The organism is Candidatus Zixiibacteriota bacterium (assembly GCA_026397505.1).
Classification (GTDB): Bacteria; Zixibacteria; MSB-5A5; order GN15; family PGXB01; genus JAPLUR01.
On the sequence record JAPLUR010000059.1, the window covers coordinates 1 to 18,221 of the forward strand.

At 50.2% G+C, this 18,221-nt stretch carries 16 protein-coding genes; all 16 read left to right on the forward strand.

Going from position 1 to position 18,221, the window contains the following annotated elements; translation table 11 throughout:
• Positions 1-774 (forward strand): T9SS type A sorting domain-containing protein (locus NT002_05615; protein ID MCX6828744.1); only part of this gene is annotated, 774 nt, incomplete at its 5' end.
• Positions 775-789: 15 nt separating this feature from the next.
• Positions 790-1,635: a DUF5683 domain-containing protein gene (locus NT002_05620; GenBank protein MCX6828745.1), complete on the forward strand. Its 846-nt coding sequence runs from the start codon at positions 790-792 to the stop codon at positions 1,633-1,635.
• A gap of 7 nt (positions 1,636-1,642) precedes the next feature.
• Positions 1,643-2,470 (forward strand): hypothetical protein, encoded by an 828-nt coding sequence (locus NT002_05625; protein ID MCX6828746.1) that lies wholly within the window; start codon positions 1,643-1,645, stop codon positions 2,468-2,470.
• Positions 2,470-3,441, forward strand: coding sequence for an NHL repeat-containing protein (locus NT002_05630; GenBank protein ID MCX6828747.1), 972 nt, complete (start codon positions 2,470-2,472; stop codon positions 3,439-3,441). The genes NT002_05625 and NT002_05630 overlap by 1 nt, the downstream gene beginning before the upstream one ends.
• Positions 3,441-6,707, forward strand: a complete 3,267-nt coding sequence (locus NT002_05635) for a hypothetical protein (protein ID MCX6828748.1) — start codon at positions 3,441-3,443, stop codon at positions 6,705-6,707. Before NT002_05630 ends, NT002_05635 begins: the two co-directional genes overlap by 1 nt.
• On the forward strand, positions 6,694-8,337 hold the full coding sequence (locus NT002_05640) for a hypothetical protein (GenBank protein ID MCX6828749.1): 1,644 nt from the start codon (positions 6,694-6,696) through the stop codon (positions 8,335-8,337). Before NT002_05635 ends, NT002_05640 begins: the two co-directional genes overlap by 14 nt.
• 39 nt (positions 8,338-8,376) lie before the next feature.
• A complete protein-coding gene (locus NT002_05645; protein ID MCX6828750.1) occupies positions 8,377-9,225 on the forward strand; it encodes a geranylgeranylglycerol-phosphate geranylgeranyltransferase in 849 nt (282 codons plus the stop codon).
• A 121-nt stretch (positions 9,226-9,346) separates the two neighbouring features.
• Positions 9,347-10,213, forward strand: coding sequence for a hypothetical protein (locus tag NT002_05650; protein ID MCX6828751.1), 867 nt, complete (start codon positions 9,347-9,349; stop codon positions 10,211-10,213).
• A 25-nt stretch (positions 10,214-10,238) separates the two neighbouring features.
• Positions 10,239-11,228: a MoxR family ATPase gene (locus NT002_05655; GenBank protein ID MCX6828752.1), complete on the forward strand. Its 990-nt coding sequence runs from the start codon at positions 10,239-10,241 to the stop codon at positions 11,226-11,228.
• Entirely contained in the window at positions 11,228-12,118 is an 891-nt protein-coding gene (locus NT002_05660) for a DUF58 domain-containing protein (protein ID MCX6828753.1), read from the forward strand. The genes NT002_05655 and NT002_05660 overlap by 1 nt, the downstream gene beginning before the upstream one ends.
• Before the next feature lie 15 nt (positions 12,119-12,133).
• Entirely contained in the window at positions 12,134-13,063 is a 930-nt protein-coding gene (locus NT002_05665; protein ID MCX6828754.1) for a hypothetical protein, read from the forward strand.
• A gap of 37 nt (positions 13,064-13,100) precedes the next feature.
• A complete protein-coding gene (locus NT002_05670; GenBank protein ID MCX6828755.1) occupies positions 13,101-14,543 on the forward strand; it encodes a hypothetical protein in 1,443 nt (480 codons plus the stop codon).
• A complete protein-coding gene (locus NT002_05675; protein MCX6828756.1) occupies positions 14,540-15,550 on the forward strand; it encodes a BatD family protein in 1,011 nt (336 codons plus the stop codon). The genes NT002_05670 and NT002_05675 overlap by 4 nt, the downstream gene beginning before the upstream one ends.
• A complete protein-coding gene (locus NT002_05680; GenBank protein ID MCX6828757.1) occupies positions 15,543-16,580 on the forward strand; it encodes a VWA domain-containing protein in 1,038 nt (345 codons plus the stop codon). The genes NT002_05675 and NT002_05680 overlap by 8 nt, the downstream gene beginning before the upstream one ends.
• Positions 16,581-16,624: 44 nt before the next feature.
• Complete coding sequence (locus NT002_05685; GenBank protein ID MCX6828758.1) at positions 16,625-17,611, forward strand: VWA domain-containing protein; 987 nt, start codon at positions 16,625-16,627, stop codon at positions 17,609-17,611.
• A gap of 3 nt (positions 17,612-17,614) precedes the next feature.
• On the forward strand, positions 17,615-18,221 hold a 607-nt coding region (locus tag NT002_05690), incomplete at its 3' end, for a tetratricopeptide repeat protein (GenBank protein ID MCX6828759.1).

Below are 18,221 nucleotides of genomic sequence, written 5' to 3' on the forward strand. Positions count from 1 at the left end.
GGGCTTCACGACTCGATCTATGTCAATCCGGTCCTGGCCGATATTGATGATGACGGTTATGCGGATATAATTGCCGGTGGCAAGAATAAAATCTTCGCCCTTGACAGGCATTTTCTGACATTGGCCGACTTTCCGCTCACTATTGACCGCGCCGACCCGAATGATTATGCCATCGCAGCGCCGGTCGTGGCCGATATTAACGGCGATCATCATCAGGATATTGTCATCGTCACATCTAACGGCAATTGCTATGCTTTCGGACCGGAACTGCTATATGGATTTCCAATAGCTGCCGGTGGTGTCGGAGTGGGTTCTCCTCTTATTTACAAGAAGAGCAACAGCGGCGGGCTCGGCTTCCTGGGCGTAGATGGCTGGTTTTATTCTTATGATGTCGGTTTTGATTCCGCGCAAGCCGATTGGCCGATGGGCGGTGGCGATCCTTATGGGAGTTTTCATCTGAAAGAAAGCCGCCTCGGGCAGCCTGCAATTTCGGATATGCTTCCGAGGGATAAGTTCTTCTCCTACCCGAATCCCACTCTTGATGGCCGGACCACCATCAGATATTTTCTGGGGGCTGATGCCGATATCACTCTTACCATGTATAGTCTATCCGGGAAAAGAGTCGATGAAATAAAAATCAACGGCCGGCAGGGAACCGGCGAGCGGCCCTGGGATGGTTCCGCTCTGCCGACCGGCGTTTATAGATGCCTCATTCAGGCTGATTTCGGCAATGAAACGCAAACGGCATTTACCGACATAGCGATAATAAAATGAGAAAGGAATAGAGCAATGAGAAAAGCAATTTTGTTGGCCCTGGCAATTTTTCCAATGATTTATCTGCCGTCGATGGCCATAAATCTCGAGAGCGGCCGATTCGCAAGGGAAATCTCGTCGATTCAGAACAGCGGCCTGAACTACGCCGGTTCCTATACGGGCGATGAACAGAAAGAGACGCCCGGCGTCGGCGGTGATAAGAGTATCTATAAATATGAATATAAATCGCCCAAGAAGGCCTTTCTCTATTCCCTCATCATTCCCGGCTGGGGTCAGAAATATGCCGGGTCAAAAATTTTCAAGCCGATCGTTTTCCTGGCTGCTGATATCGGGCTGTGGTCCTTCTATTTCAAGTATCACGGTGACGGCAGTAGGAAAACCGACGAATTTCAGGCCTTTGCCAATACTTACTGGCGAGAGGGTACCGATACAACCATCGAAACATACCGTTACTGGCTGCAGGTGCACGACAAAAATGAGGATTCTCTTACCCATCAATTGCCCGACTCAAAGACTCAACAGTACTATGAGATGATCGGCAAATACGACCAGTTCCGGTCCGGCTGGGTGGACTACTGGGGCGATACGCTCAAGTATGACAGCGCCGGGAAATATGTTTCACCTCTGCGGGATAAATACAACGGCATCCGTGGCGAGGCCAATGATCTTCTAAACAAGGCCAAGACTTTTATCGTCATATCTATGGTGAACCATTTACTCTCCGCCATTGATGCCGCCGTGGCCGCCAACCGTCACAACCGTAACCAGTCCGGCGATAACTGGCTTTCGGTGCGGACGGAGATGAAATATTATTCGGCGACCGAGCAGATGCCGATTGTGAGACTGGCCTGCCGGTTTTAGGATGAATATGAAATTCCGAAAATTGCTTCGTTTAGGAATTGTATCTTTGGCGCTGGTCATTCTCGGCCATCTCGGAGCCGGCGCCAGGATCGAATTGAAAACCTCGCCCTTATTCATGCCGGTCTATTCATCCGGGCAGGAATTCGATGAATTCGACAACCAGAAGGAAGATAAAAACGATAAGAAAGAGAAGCAGCAATATAAGGGCAAGACCGAATTGGAAACCCAGGCCAGATCGTTTTCCAAGACAAAGGCGGTGTTGCTGTCGCTAATTCTGCCGGGGGCCGGGCATTATTATATCGGAGAAACGGGCAGAGCCGAGGCTTTCATGGGGGCCGAGGCGGTTGCCTGGGCGGGAGTCTTTGCTTTCCGCACCTACGGTCAATGGAAAGAAGATGATTATATCAGGTACGCCGAGGAGCATGCCGGTATTGACCCGACCGGCAAGGATGACAACTTTTTCAAGAATCTGACCTTCTACGGCAACCGTTACGAGTACAACACTGCAGGCCGCATTATCGAACCATCGGCTCCCTATTATCCGAATACGCCGTCGTACTATTGGCAGTGGGACAGTCGCGACGCTCGTGCCGCTTATCGGGCCATGCGAAATTCCAGTAAGTCGGCTTTCCGGAAAGCAACCTTCATGATCGGCGTCGCAATGTTCAACCGCATTTTTTCGAGTATCGATGCTTTCCGTATGGCCAAGAAGGTTGCGACTCCCGAAGAAAAAGACGAGTTTTCCTCAACTCAGGAAAAACTCAAATTTAAATTTAAGGCCAATCCCTTCGGACACAATCCGAGTGTCGGATTGACTGTCACGCGTCAGTTCTGATGTTTTGGCGGATTCTCAGCTTAGGCCTGCCCGTCTTCTTACTTCTGACCGGAGTATTTTCGGCCGGCTGCGGGCCAAAAGAAGGATCGTCCGGTGAACAGAAGCCGGAGCACTATCCGCTGGGATTGATCCTGGTAAAGGAAATAAGCGGAACCGTTCTGGGGCGAAATCTCTCACAGCCTGTTGGTCTGGCCTCCGATAATATCGGTGCTGTCTATGTTGTCGATGCCGGCAACAGCCGCCTGCTGAAGTTTGACCGCGACTTTCAGCCTATGCGTGAAGCCGGCGGCTTTGGCGCCGCCGAAGGATTGCTGAGCGGGCCGGGCTATCTTACCCTCGATAATAATCTCAATCTCTATTTGCCCGAATCAGGAAATCGACGCATTTCCATATTCGATACAAAATTGAATTATGTCGGCCGCATCGAGCTCTCGGATCCGGATGATCCCCTGAAATTCGGACATCCGGCCGGTCTGGCGGTGGCATCGTACGGTGAAATCTGGGTGGCCGATCTGGACAACTCACGCCTGGCCGTGTTTAATTCTGTCGGTAATTTCGACCGCTTTATCGGAGGCGTAGAATCCTCTACGGGATACCTGCTGACTCCGGGCGGTATGACCCGTGATGCGCGGGGGAACGTTTTCGTCTGCGATGCCGGTAACGGTCTGGTCAAGAAATTCGACCGTTTTGGTGTTTATGATACCGAATTCGGCGGCGATCTGCTCAAGAAACCTTCGGGCATAGATATCGATCGTTTTGGACATCTCTGGGTGGTTGATGCGGGAGTGCCGGGGATTTTCTGCTTTGAAGAGCGCGGTGGCCTGGTCTGGTCATCGCAGGATATAGCCGCGGTGGGCAGTATCGAACTGAAACAACCGCGCGATTTGACAGTCGTCTCGGACAGTCTTCTGGTCGTCAGCGACACCGGCCGCGATCGCCTGGTCATTTATAAAATTCTTTATCCTGATTGATGGCCCTGAATCGTATTATCACGAAATCGGTCATTCTCTCTCTCCTATCGATTATAATAGTCTTTTTGTCCGGTGCTCTGGGGGCGGTTAAACAAATATCTCCGGACGCAATCAAATCACGGCTCAAGATTTATGACGGTGCCATAATCAATGATTCCGATACACTTTTCCTCGACGGTCTGCCGCTGGTGCGGAATCGGGATTATCGAATAGATTATCTTGAGGGAATCATATATTTGAATCTTTCCGATTCATCAGGCCATGGTCAACTCATCGTTCACTACACGCCGTTACCGCGCTGGCTTAAGATCTATTATGGAATTGCGCCGGAGACGCCCCGGTCTGATAATCGCCCTGTCCCGATTTCATCCCATATCCAATCCCCGGCTCTTCCGACCGTAGAATCGGGAATGCTTATTCGCGGTACCAAGAGATTCTCGCTTTTCACCCGGACTGAAGGCGCTTCGCAGTTCAGCCAATCGTTGGAATTGGCAATAAAGGGAGAACTCGCGCCTGGTCTTGAAATTTCCGGGTCGGTGACCGATAAAGGGTATGATCCCTCTTATGGTACAATCAACAGTCGCATTAACGAATTTGACAAGTTGTACCTTCAGGTTCGCTCGCAGCGTTTCCTTGCCGAAATCGGCAATCTGGAGGTTCAAAGGCCATCACCCTGGGGAGGAAATTCGGCAAAGCAGATCAGCGGCCTGCAGAGTAAGTATGTCGTGAGGACTTTTTCAACGGGGGTGGTTTTTGGGCGGCCGCGGGGCATTTTTCGCACGGCGGCATTCGTCGGCCGCGACCGCATCCAGGGGCCATACCGGATAACCGCCGGCAACGATGTAGCCGCTATCGTGCCCGGCTCGGAAAAGGTCTGGATTGACGGTGCCCTTCAGGAGCGGGGCGCGGATAAGGATTACACTATGGATTATCCGGCCGCCGCTATCACCTTCACGCCGCGAAAACTGATTGATTCGCGGTCGCGAATAGAGATTGACTATGAACCTCTGACCACCGATTATCAGAGGGAATTTTATGACCTGTCGGCGGGAGTGACGATTTCTGATTCGACACTCTATTTCAAAGCCGGTTTCATTCTTGAGGGTGACAATAAAGACCGCATGAAATTGGGTGCATTGAGTTCCGGCGATCAAACTATGCTCCAGAATATAGGCGATTCCACCGCCCGCAATCTGAGAGACGGCGCCGTGGCCGATTCCAACGGGAATTATATTGAACGGCTTGATTCACTGGGAAATCGGTACTATGTGAATGTCGGCGGCGATTCCGGTGCTTTCCGCGTCTCTTTCACGCCGGTCGGTTCGGGTGGTGGCGACTATCTTTATGAGGGCGGCGACAGCTACCGCTATGTGGGGATGGGTCGCGGTGATTACATGGCCATGGTCCGCATACCGGTACCATCGCGAGAGGAATATTTCGAAACGGAACTTGGTTTCCGGCCGTCCGCCGTGGGGCGAATCAATATCCGTATGCTCCAGTCGCGCTCTGACCGCAATCTTTATTCGACTTTAAATGATAATAATAACGTTGGCGGTGAGTATATTATATCGGCGTTGTACGGTGCTGCTCCGGTGGAAAGAGCGAATGCCTTGGGGAGCGAGCTGTTACTGCGTATTATCAATAAGAATTTAAAATCGTATCTCCGGCGGGATCGCCCCGACCAGGTTCGCAAATATCTCATCCCGGTCGGCCTCAGCCCGTCGGGTGACGAAAGAGAGGGCAGAGCGGCGCTTGCGGCGACTGCTCCCGGTCCATACAATCTTCGCCTGGAAACAGGACTTCTGAATTATTCCGGACAATTCAATTCTTACACCGGAACGGTCAGCCTCTATCCCGACAGCGCCTTGTCGTTGCTCCCGATACTGGGATATTCCAGAGTCCTGGCGGAATATGATACGTCAGCCGCCAATCGTAAGGGCGACGGTGAAATTCTGAGCGCTGAGTGGAAGTATGATTTGCGAAAGGAAACAGGTTTCGCCGCCTCCCTTAAATCCGACCGACGCAAAAACAAGTATGCCGGCATTCTCCGCGGCACCACCGAACGTGAGGGAAAACTTACCATTCGATATCACGGCGTGACGGCGGAATACCAGCGATTTGTTCAGGACACGATCCTGACCGATTGGTTGCGTTGTCTGACGCGCGATCGAGTGGTCGTCAATCTGAACCGACGCCTTGGAGCCTGGAACGGAGATGTCTATCTGATTGGTCAGTGGTTCAGACAGAATCAGAGCAAAGAACGACAGTTTATGTCCCGACTCAATTTCAGCTATGCACCGATGAAGACCGATTTTTCCCTGAACGGCTCATATTCTCTTTCCGATGAAAATCGATTCGAGCGCGGTGTGCGCTATATTGAGGTTGACCCGGGGCAGGGGAAATTTGTTTTTCGCGATGGGCAGTACATTCCTGATCCCGCAGGAAATTTCATCGAGATTGAAGAAATCCATTCCGACCAGGCGGCGGTAAAGGCGGGAGAGAAGACGCTCAACCTGACCTACGTTCCTCAAAACATCTATCTTCGTTTATCCTCTAATATTCAGGAAGAGCTATTGGAAGGCGGTATCCGCAATGCCCTCTGGATTCTCCCTTTTTATTCCGGCAACTCTCTTTCATATCTCAGCCGGCACCTCAACTATGCGGGAGAGTTGAAGTTCATTAAGTATTCCGGGTATTATCTGGTCAATCTGGCCGGTTCCTATAACCACGAAGAACGCCGCCTGGGAGAAAGCATCTATTTGCGCTGGGAGAAGGTCTTCAGAGCGGGCTTACAGGAATCCTCAGGTTCCTGGCGGTATCTTCAGGATGGAAGTTACTTTGAGTATAGGCGCGATTCATATTTCTCTTCGCCGGGGAATATTAATGGCTTCAAACTAAGTATAACCGCAATCCGGAATTTGCATCAGGGACAATTGAACGGGGGATTATTTTTCCGTTCCGCCAGAGACGGAAATAATTCGAGATCGAAACTCTATGCCATTAAGATTAATCCCAGGATGCGAATGGTGGCCGGGGGGGAAACATCATTGGAGCTGGAAGGGTACTTTCAGAAGCTTGATGAGCGCGGCTTCATTTCTTACCGCCTTACCGATGATTATTCCGGACATAGAGGAATCAACTGGTCTTTGCGATCGGATCATAAATTGGAGAAAGACCTGAGATTTACCTTAACGCTGAGCGGCCGCCATGCCAATGACCGCAAGGCGCGGATTACGGGAAGGGGAGAGGTCATTGCGAGTTTTTAGGTTCGTGATATTCCTTATCTTGATCGCCGCTCTTTCGCTCGCTGCCGAAAGGAAGATTGATTTCCTTGATGGTACGACCGGCAATCGGAATGAAGTACAGAGATTCCTGCGTCGGTTTCGGGAAGAGAGTGTCGTTGATTCTCTAAGCCGCTATCTCACCGATCGCGGTTTCCTCGATAATCAGACAACTATCTCCGAGCCTGATTCTATGGGGACAATTCAACTGAGATTCGGCCCGCAATATGTGATCGGAAAGATAGTGATTGGCGGGGACTCGAATGACACTCTCTTATATGGCGCCACTTTTGAGCAAGGGGAAGTTCAGAGGATAATTGACTCGATTTTAGCCGGCTATCAGTCAAAGGGTAATTATTATGTCTCTCTGGTTCCCTCGCGATTCGCGAAAGCAGGAATCGGAATCGATATTTATCTGACTCTGCGTATCGGGCCGGTCGTAACCGTTTCCAGGGTGGAATATGAGGGGATCAATCGCACCAGCCCGGAATTGATCGGGAAATATGTCCGGATTAAGGAAGGGGATACTCTTTTCTCAACTCATGCGGCCGATCTCCTCCCCAAAACGGACAGGATCGATTTTCTTGGCCTTTCGGGGCCGCCTTTGATCGTCCCCGATATGGGATATCAGAGCGCCTCGGTGCACTATCAATTTATTGAAAGCAAGCCGTTCCACTTCGAGGGGGCGGGAGGATATGTGCCTGAGGGCGACGGCTATTTCCTCTGGTTCTTTGACATAAGGGGGAAAAACATTTTTGGCGGAGGGCAGAAAGCCGGTCTCCTTTTGGATAAGCGCGAGAAGGACAAATCGATCCTCGATTTCAGTTATGGTCAGCCGGTTTTTCTCCTCGGTCTGGGCGAGGCATCGCTGAATGTTCATACCCGCGATTATCGAGAGGGCTTCTATGAGTTTGGTATCAACGGCGAATATCTGAATGATTTCAGTGATAATCTCCGTTTCCTTACCGGAGTCGGATGGAAAAATGTCGAACCGGTGGAAGCTTCGTCGAGGGGATATCAATCCTATGAAGTGAAATTGGGAATCGAGAGCGCCCGATTGAAGGATTTCAAAAATGCCTCCGGCAAATTCTCGTTGAAATGGGAAATCAGATACTCCGGTCGTCATTATCGCGGCGGTGGCGGGCCTCTCGAAAGATCGCTATATAATGATACGAGGAATGAATTGAGCGCTGAGGCGGCACCCTCATTGGGCGGTTTTCTCTCTTTTTATTGCCGTTTGGATCTGAAGGATATTGAAAGTTCCGAGAAACCGCTGCCGGCTTCGGAATTATTTCTCATCGGGGGACCGGCGAATCTGCGTGGATACCGCAACGACCAGTTTGCCGCGCAGCGCTTGGCGATGATACGAACCGAGCCGAGATTGTTTCTTTCACGGACCGATTATGTTTACCCCTTCTTTGATGCCGCTTACTGGGAAAATCGTGCCCTGGACCAACAGCGCCATCCGGCCAGAACGGATGATTTCAAATATGGATTTGGCGGCGGCATAAAATTTGGGTCGGAAAAGCTCTCTCTGAGAATGGAGTTCTCCTGGGGCGAGAATGTCAAATTGGGTGAACCCCGGCTTCTTATTTCTATCGGCCGGCAATTTTAAAATGTTGACCCGGGACTTTGTTCGCCATATAGTGTCGGCGTGCGAAAAATCATATCGGTTGTCAAGCTGATCCGGATTCATAACTGCCTGATGGCCGCGATAGGAGTCTCGGTGGGATGGTATCTGGCCGGTTCGGGCGGAGGGCGACAGGTATATCTGACCTCTCTGGCGGTGGCTTTGGTCTGTGGCGCTGGTAATGCACTGAACGATTTCCTTGATATTGAAAACGATCGGATCAACCACCCACACCGGCCGCTGCCGCAAGGCGAATTGAATCCGGCAAGCGCGCTGATTGTATTCGTCCTGTTCAATCTGACTGCGATTGTGCTTGGCCTCAAGGTCGATGCGGCGGTGACGGTGACCATTATTGCCGGCATACTTCTCCTGATAATTTACAACCTGCTTCTCAAGCGACTCCTTTTCTGGGGGAATATCGCCGTATCCATTCTTGGCGGGTCGACCTTTTTGGTCGGCGGCCTTTCTGTTTCTTCAGCTTCGCTTACAATGATTCCCGGCCCAATTGTGCCGGCCGCCTTTGCATTTCTTTTTCATCTGGGGCGGGAATTATTAAAAGATATCGCCGACCTTAAAGGCGACCGATTGAATGGATATAGAACGCTACCTTCTATCCTGTCTCCCCCAAAAGCGCAGGCCCTGGCCGCTCTGATATTCGGTCTGTTGATCCTGGTGTCACTGATACCGATTCTCCAGGGTTGGTACCGACCGGCCTATAATATCATAACAATCGGCCTGGTCGACATTCCTCTTATCATTCTGCTGGCGGCAGTATTCATCGTAAAAGATATTGATAGACTTAAGGTTATTAATAGTTTATTAAAGTTTTTGATGATATTTGGACTCCTCGCCTTCATTCTCGGCAAAAGATAACAATATTTGCAACCGTCTAATGGATCTGCTGTATAAATCTTATTAAAATGCCCGGCAGTGGTTTAGTTTGACATATGGCAAACATTTATTATTTTCAGCCATGCTGAATTTGGACAACCAGTTGTTAATTAGATTGATCAAATCGAGAATCCTGGCCGGTCTGATGCTTTTCTCTTTTGTGACCGCATCAGCCGATGAATTGTCCCTTAGCGCCGGGATTGATAAGACCGATATCCCTTTCGAATCATCTGTTAACCTCAGCATGGAGATCCGCTGGCAGGGAGGAATCGGACGCTACGCTTTTGAAATACTACCACTGCCGTCCGCGCAAAATCTCACCGTCTTAGGATCAACTTCTGCCGTTTCCAGTCGCACCGAAGCAGGGCAGGAAATCACCACCCGCACCTTCAAATATACTTTTAAGCCGACCAAAGCAGGGGTCGGCATAATCGAACCGATTGTATTGAATTATCTGTCCATGCCTGATTCGACGGCCGGGCAGCTGACCAGCCAGCGTTTTCAGGTCATAATTGCGGAGCCCATTCCCCCGCCGGTAAAATCCAATAGCTGGAAATATATGATTGGCGCTATAGTGTTGGTTGCGGCTCTGGCGGCGGCGATATTCTTTGTGTTCAGATGGAAACGAAGCCGGGTGCCGGCGGCGCCGATAAAAACACCGGAAGAATTATTTCTGGAACAACTGGCGGTCGCCAAAAAAGAATCTCAGAGCGATCGGAAAATTTTTTTCACCCGCTTGTATAAACTCCTGAACGACTATTTGGAAAAAAAATACGGATTGGTGACTGCGGGCAAGGCCACCTCGGCCGTTTTGAATGAAATGGAGCGGATAGAATTCCCGGCCGGTGGAAGAGAGAGGATTTCCGAATGGCTGGCCCTGGCGGATAAAGAGAAATATGCACCGATTGAGGGAGCCCCGGGAGATATTATCCGTCTGATCGCAGAAATTGAAACTTTCTTTGGAAAATAAATGATAGCTATAATGCGGAGGCAAGATGAATAAAGACATCGAACAGATTCAGGCCATAGTCGAAAAGGAATCAGCTTTTATTGAGAAATTGACGAGTCAAATCAGTACTGTTATTGTCGGACAGAAATATATGATCGAGCGTCTGCTGATTGGCATTTTGGCGGACGGGCATGTTCTTCTGGAGGGCGTTCCCGGTCTGGCCAAAACCATGGCGGTCAAAACGCTCTCTGATGCCATTAATACCAAATTCCATCGCATTCAGTTTACACCCGACCTGCTTCCGGCCGATCTGATCGGCACCATGATATACAATCCCCAGAAGGGCGAATTCACGGTCAAGAAAGGGCCGGTTTTCGCCAATATCATTCTGGCCGATGAAATCAACCGTGCCCCGGCCAAGGTCCAGTCGGCCCTGCTGGAGGCAATGCAGGAGCGGCAGGTGACTATCGGCGACAGCACCTACAAGCTTGAAGAGCCGTTCCTGGTGCTGGCCACGCAGAATCCGATCGAGCAGGAAGGGACCTATCCGCTTCCCGAGGCCCAGGTCGATCGCTTCATGTTGAAATTGAAAATCACCTATCCTTCGCGGGCCGAAGAACGGCTGATCATGGACAGGATGACGGTGGGTGCAAAATTGCAGGTGGAGCGGGTCGTCGATCCCGAGGAGATCCTGAAAGCCCGCCGCGTGGTCAATGAAATCTATGTCGATGATAAAGTGAAAGATTACATCATCAATATTGTCTTTGCCACCCGCGAACCGGAAAAATATGGCCTGAAAGAGGTGAAAGATCTGATCGCTTATGGCGCCTCGCCGCGCGCCACCATCTATCTGAACATGGCTGCCAAGGCCCATGCTTTTCTGCGCGGTCGCGGGTATATCACCCCCGAGGATGTGAAGGCGATCGGCCCCGATATCCTGCGCCACCGGGTTCTGGTCACCTATGAGGCCGAGGCGGAAGAAAGAACATCCGATGATATCGTTCAGAAAGTATTCGACACCATCGAAGTCCCGTGATGACCGGCCAGAATATGGACCAGAAGGAAATATTCAAGAAAATCCGCCGGATCGAAATAACCACCAAACGGCTGGTTAACGATCTCTTTTCGGGAGAGTACCACTCCACTTTCAAGGGGCATGGGATGGAGTTTGAGGAAGTGCGCCAGTACGAGCCGGGGGATGATGTCCGTCTCATCGACTGGAATGTAACCGCCCGCACCGGTTTTCCCCATATCAAGAAATTTCGTGAAGAGCGCGAGCTATCGGTTATTCTGCTGGTCGATATGTCATCATCGGGTCAGTTCGGAACCAGGGAAAGGTTCAAAGAGGAAACCGCGGCCGAACTTTGCGCCGTGCTGGCTTTTTCGGCGATCAAGAATAATGACAAGGTGGGAATGATTATTTTCACCGACCGGATAGAGAAATTTATTCCGCCCAAAAAGGGGCGAGCCCATGTCCTGCGGCTGATTCGAGAGATTCTCTATTTTAAGCCGGTCGGCACCGGCACCGATATCGCCTCGGCGCTGGAGTATTTCAGCCGGGTCATCAAGAAAAAGTCGGTCGTGTTTCTTATCTCGGATTTTCTTTCCGAAGGGTATCTCAAGCCGCTGCAGATTGCCAATAACAAGCACGACCTGATCGCCATGAAAATTTCCGATCCCAGGGAACTCCGGATTGAAGATGTCGGCTTGATCGAACTGGAGGACGCCGAATCGGGCGAGACGCTGCTGATTGATACCGGCTCTTCGGAATTCCGCCTCGATTTCGCCCAAAAAGCCGATGCCGATAATTATGGTCTGAAAAGAGCCTTCCGGCTTATAAATCTCGATTTTATTCAGATCATTACCAACGAACCGTACACCGTCCCCTTAATAAACTTCTTCAGGATGCGGGAAAAGAGACATTAACCGGAGATCCTGGATATGGAAAAAGGGAGATCATTAATTTCAGTTATAAGTCTGATATTCTCGGCGGCGACTCTGATACTTGTGTTGTTCCTTGTCTTCTTCATGCCGGGCGACCACAAGGCCCAGGGATTCGCCGAAGTCAAAGGACTGGCCGGAGAGCTGGCCGATAATAATCTCTACCGGGCTTCCGTGGAAGAGTACAAAAGGGCTTTGAACGATCCCGATATCGATCGCGAAACGGCTGCCAATATTGATTATATGGTCGGCAGAATCTATTTTGAGAATCTGGCCGACTATGAAAATGCGGCGGCCTATTATGTGCGCGCCAGAGCCCTTAATCCCCGGGGAAGTTTCTACGATGAGGCGGGAAAAAATCTGATTTATTCACTGGAAAAAATGGGCCGGGTGATGGATGCCAAACGGGAGCTGGACCGAACCGTCAATATCGACTCTTTACGCGCCGGAGCGGGCGGTAAGGAAATCGTGGCCAGAGTCGGTGAGCGACCGATATATATGTCTGATGTCGAAAATGACATACAGGGCTTTCCGCTGGACATGCAGAAGAAATTCATGGATAAAAAGGGGAAAATGGAAATTCTGCTGAAACGAATATCGTTGGAATTAATGTATCAGGACGCCGTTCGGAACGGCATGGACAAAGACAGTGATGTCTTGCAGAAGCAGAAAGATCTCGAAAAACAGGTGGTGGTCGACAAATATTATGTCACGAAGATTCTGCCGCAGGTCAATATTGATACCTCCGACGTGAAAAACTATTATCTGGCCAATAAAAAAGAGAAGTACGGCGATAAGTCGTACGATGATGTCCGGGTGAAAGTTCTGGTGGATTATCAGCAGGAAAAATCACAAAGGGCTTTCTCCGATTATATCGCCCGGCTGGCGGCAATAGAAAAAGTACAGGTTTTTGAAGAAAATATCAAATAACATGGCGCCGAAACAAAAATATATACTTTACGGATTGTTGTTTCTTAACCTGGCCATCCTGGTGCTCTTTGCGGCCTATCGCATGATCGGTCGTGATGAGGGGTTCTATCTCAACGCCACCCGTATGGTCGGCCTGGGGAAAACGCTTTATATCGACTTCTTTTATACGCAACTGATGCTGATGCCGACGGTATTCTCAAGCCTAGCCTTGTCGGGGTGGCAATCATTCTGGATTTTGCGCGGTCTGGCCGTGGCGGCCGGATTTCTTTCGGCGGTACTTCTTTTCCTCATTGTCCTCAAAGCCAGCCGGAGTATCAGGGCAGCGCTGATTGCATTATCGATGTATACGTTTTCGGGACTTATTATCTCCGTGCACACTATGTACGAACCGCTGGTTTTTGCCCATTTCCTGAGCCTTGGAACATTTTTCTTCTGGCTCCATTTCCGCGAGAGCGGAAGGTTGCTTGACGTTGTTTTGGCGGGACTGTTCCTGTCCGCCCTGATAAACCATCGCGCTATTTTCATTATTCTGCTGCCCCTCTATCTGTGGGCGACTATTCTCCAGGCACGCGATCGTCGGCTCAGGACGGTGCTCTCCTTTCTTTTTGCACTGATTCCCTTTGCCGTGCCGGCTCTTGTTATGATGGTCAGGGCGTCGGGCAGTTTCTTCTTTGATACTTTTATCTTTCAAATTTATCGCGAAACCGATCACAGTCTCGGTTATATTATCTCTAATCGGTTGACCACGCTTATAAGAACAGTCCTTGATCCCCATCTGCTCATTATCCTTGTTTTGAGCATAATTTCCCTGCGCTATTTAATTGAGTCGGGAAAACTGCGGACGAGGCGTGATCTTTTTGTGACCCCGCAGGGAATGGCGTTGATGAATCTGCTCCTTATTGCCGTCGTCTATTTTGTGCCGCATCCGATATTGCGGCATTATGTCGAGCAGTATATTGCTTTTGCGATTATTCTGATCGCCTTCAATCTGGAGACGATGCTGGAAAGAGCGCGGGCACTCTGGAAGCCTTTGGGAAGGCGCCTGATTATCACCGTTCTGGCCGCGTTGTATCTAATTTCGCTGGTGCCCTATATCGCCATCAATATCTATGGTATCCGGAAAGCCGACCGACGATACCTCCTTTCGGAGGTAAAAAAGATAACCGAGCAGATGCTGGAATTGGGCCGGGTGTCCGATACCGTCCTTTGCGAATGGGCCGGCTACACTTTTTTCACCGGACAGATGCCGTTACCTGGCAGCGAGATTGTAGGTTTCCATTGGCCGCTGCCTCTCGACCATGCCGGATATATGAAACATAAATTGGCTGATGCTGTTTATCTAAGAGAGGAAGTTGTAAAAAGAACCCCGGCGCTGGTAGTGACAGTCAATCAACCGGCCGACTACTATGCAGCGGAACTGACCGCCGGCTATAACAAAAGCTATCAATCGGACGTAGTCTGCATATATAAGAGAAGATGAGAAGAATACTATACATATTGTTCTTATGGGCGGGATTGAGTACTGCCCTGCTCGGTGCCGAAACGGCATCCCCCGATACAGTCACATCGGCGCTGGGGATTACGGTGGAAACCTCGGTTGACCGATCGGAAATCTATATCGGTGACCTCATCAATTATCGACTGACAATCATTCATGACTCCAATATCGTTCTTACACCGCCGCCGATCGGCGCCAATCTGGGGGCCTTTGATGTCAAGGATTATCAAACCGATGAATCAACCAGACTCAAGGACGGACGGATCAAGGTCGAAAGTCGCTTTTCATTGACCACTTTTACTACCGGCGATTATATCATTCCGCCGATACCGGTCGAATTCATGCTTCCCGATAGCACCGTCAAATATCTCATTTCCGAGCCGACTCCCATCAAAGTAAAATCGCTGCTGGCGGAATCCTCTGACACGGCCGACATCCGCGATATCAAAGGGCCGATCGAATTTAAGACCAGCTATGCTCTATATTACTATTTCGGCGGGGCTTTCCTGATTCTGGCGGCCGTGGCAGCTTATATCTTCTGGCGAATCCGCAGGAAGAGAATGCAGCAGGGTGAGCCGGTTGACCTGCGCAAGCCATGGGAGATCGCCTTCGAGGAACTGGCTCTTCTCAAAGAGAAAAATTACCCCTCCGACGGCCAATTCAAGCAGTTTTATGTTGAGCTGACCGAAATTGTCCGAGCCTATTTGGGTCGCATTTACACCATTCCGGTGCTCGATATGACTACTGAGGAGTTTCTGGTTGTCATCATGGAGGAAGAAATCGACGAGCAATTGTTCAGTCGCCTGAAAAATTTTCTTGGTTTTGCCGATCTGGTCAAATTCGCCAAGTTGATCCCCGAAATGGATAAGGTCATTCAGGATTACGATGAGGCGGTCAATATAGTGGAATATATCCGGCAGGTTGAAACCTCTCGGGTGTCCGTTGCCGGGGAACCGATTGCCACAACCGGAGGCGGGCTTAATGTTTAGATTTGCAGGATTTAATATCAGTCTGTTTGAACATGAGATATCGCTGTCGGCGACAATGATTTTCTTGGTAGGCGCCGCCCTGATTGCCTTGATGCTGTACTATTATTTTCAGAGAAGGCGTACGCAATCGGCCTCTATCCGGTACAGCGATCTCAAAATAATCAAGCGCTCGGCCAAATCCGGCCGCCTGCGATTCCGATTCATTCTGCCTTTTTTCCGGATGTTCGCCCTGGCGATGCTGATCGTGGCCTTTGCTCGCCCTCAGGCTGGGACCGAAAACCGCGAGGTTACCTCGGAAGGGATAGATATCATGCTGGCGCTGGATGTTTCAGGCTCGATGCGGGCCGAGGATTTCAAACCCGAGAACCGTCTTTATGTTGCCAGAGAGGAAATCAAGAAGTTTGTCTCCAAACGTGCCTCCGACCGAATTGGTCTGGTGGTTTTCTCGCAGTCTTCTTTTACCCAGTGCCCGCTGACGCTTGATTATGGGGTGCTCCTGAATTTTCTGGATCAGGTTCGGTTCGGGATGATTAAAGATGGTACTGCTATCGGCATGGCGCTGGCCAATTGTGTCAATCGCCTGCGGGAATCACCATCCAAGTCAAAGGTGATAGTGCTCCTGACCGACGGTGTCAACAACGCCGGCGAAATCGATCCTCTGACCGCCGCCGGCATTGCCAAGACAATGGGGGTCAAGATTTATACTATTGGGGTGGGACGCCCCGGCAATGCCATGTACCCGGTTGATGACCCGATTTTCGGCAAGAGATATGTCTATCTGCCGAATGAGATTGATGAGGATGTTTTGAAGGAAATCGCGGGCAAGACCGGCGGCAAATATTTCCGCGCCCGCTCTGAAAAAGAGCTGGAGCAGATTTATGACGAAATCGATAGTCTCGAGAAGACCAAAGTCAAAGTCAATGAATATGTGCAATACGAAGAGCTGTTTCCATCCTTTGTTTATTTTGGATTGGCTCTCCTGGTGTTGGAAATGCTGTTAGGACAAACTATATTTAGGAAAATACCTTGAGGTGATGTTGGGATTCTATGCGTTTTGCTTCGCCTGAAAATTTGATGCTGTTGGGTTTGCTTGTCGTTCTGGGATTGTTCTATCTTTGGGCGATCAATCGGAAGAGAAAGATGCTGGCCCGTTTCGGGGACATCCTTCTGCTGATGAAAAATGCTCCTTACATTTCCTTCGCCCGCCAGGGAGGCAAGGCGGCGTTGTTGCTGACCGGAGTCCTTTTTCTGGTAATCACTCTTTCGCAGTTGCAGTGCGGCACGCATATGGAAATGATGAAGCGGGAAGGGATCGACATTGTCATCGCCATTGATGTTTCCAACTCTATGCTGGCCGAGGATATGAAACCAAGCCGTATCGCCAAAGCGAGGCAGGAAGTCCGGGGATTGATTGACCGCCTCAAAGGAGACAGGATCGGCCTGGTCGCTTTTGCCGGGGAAGCATTTATCCAGTGCCCACTGACCCTGGACTATTCGGCAGCCGAGATGTTTCTTGATGTCATTGATGTCGGTCTGATACCGAAGCAGGGCACGGCCATAGGTGAGGCCATTACGAAAGCCACGGGAGCTTTTGAAAAACTGGAGAAAAAGCATAAAGTCCTGCTTCTGCTGACCGACGGCGAAGATCAGAACAGCGATCCCCTGAATGCCGCCGACGAGGCGCGCAGGGAAGGCGTCAAAATTTATGCTATTGGCATCGGCTCCGGGGCGGGAGAGCCGATCCCGGTGACCAATCGTACCGGCGAAAAAGTCGGTTACAAGAAGGATAAAAACGGCGAGGTTATTGTCACTAAGTTGGATGAAATGACACTTCAGAAAATCGCTCTGACCACCGGGGGTAAGTACTATCATGCCACACCGGGCGAAATGGAACTTGAAAAGGTTTTCGACGAAATCAGTAAGATGGAGAAAAAGGAACTGGAGGGGAAATTAATGATGCAGTATGAAGATCGTTTCCAGTATCCTTTAATTCTGGCGGTCTTTATTATTGTGCTGGAGTTTTTTGTTTCGGAAAAGAAAAGAATAAAGAAGATCAGGTAGAGTATGAGAATAAAGACGGCGATTATTCTTTCGGTTTTGATGGCGCTTCTCTTCGGCGCTGTCCATGCCGACAGCTTCAATGGCATGGTGAAAAAAGGAAATAGTGCTTTCGCCGGCGGTGATTTCAAGAAAGCGCTTGAATTCTATCGCCAGGCGGAGGCCGAGCGGCCGGAGACGCCGGAATTGCAGTATAATATCGGCAGTGCTCTGTATAAAGAGGGTAAATATGAAGAGGCCGCCGACAAGCTCGAGAAATCGTTTGTCACCGGCGATATCAATAACGAGGCAAAGGGGCATTATAATCTGGGCAATGTTTATTACCGGACCGGTGATTATCAGAAGGCGATTGCATCGTATCAGAAAGCCCTCGAACTTGCGCCCGATGATATCGATGCCAAGTACAATCTTGAGCTGGCCAGAAAAATGTTAAAAGAGCAGCTGAAACCGCAGCAGCAGAAAGACAACAAACAGCAACAACCGCAGCAGCAGGATCAGCAGGACAAGCAGGACCAGCAGAAGCAGCAGGAACAGGAGCAGCAACAGCAAGAGGACCAGAAGCAGAATCAACAAAAGCCGCAGCAGATGGACAAGAACGAAATGTCCAAAGAGG

Coding starts and splice junctions, on each gene's coding strand:
- NT002_05620 (MCX6828745.1), top strand. CDS start 790: ATGAGAAAAGCAATTTTGTTGGCCCTGGCAATTTTTCCAATGATTTAT.
- NT002_05625 (MCX6828746.1), top strand. CDS start 1,643: ATGAAATTCCGAAAATTGCTTCGTTTAGGAATTGTATCTTTGGCGCTG.
- NT002_05630 (MCX6828747.1), top strand. CDS start 2,470: ATGTTTTGGCGGATTCTCAGCTTAGGCCTGCCCGTCTTCTTACTTCTG.
- NT002_05635 (MCX6828748.1), top strand. CDS start 3,441: ATGGCCCTGAATCGTATTATCACGAAATCGGTCATTCTCTCTCTCCTA.
- NT002_05655 (MCX6828752.1), top strand. CDS start 10,239: ATGAATAAAGACATCGAACAGATTCAGGCCATAGTCGAAAAGGAATCA.
- NT002_05660 (MCX6828753.1), top strand. CDS start 11,228: ATGACCGGCCAGAATATGGACCAGAAGGAAATATTCAAGAAAATCCGC.
- NT002_05665 (MCX6828754.1), top strand. CDS start 12,134: ATGGAAAAAGGGAGATCATTAATTTCAGTTATAAGTCTGATATTCTCG.
- NT002_05675 (MCX6828756.1), top strand. CDS start 14,540: ATGAGAAGAATACTATACATATTGTTCTTATGGGCGGGATTGAGTACT.
- NT002_05680 (MCX6828757.1), top strand. CDS start 15,543: ATGTTTAGATTTGCAGGATTTAATATCAGTCTGTTTGAACATGAGATA.
- NT002_05685 (MCX6828758.1), top strand. CDS start 16,625: ATGCTGTTGGGTTTGCTTGTCGTTCTGGGATTGTTCTATCTTTGGGCG.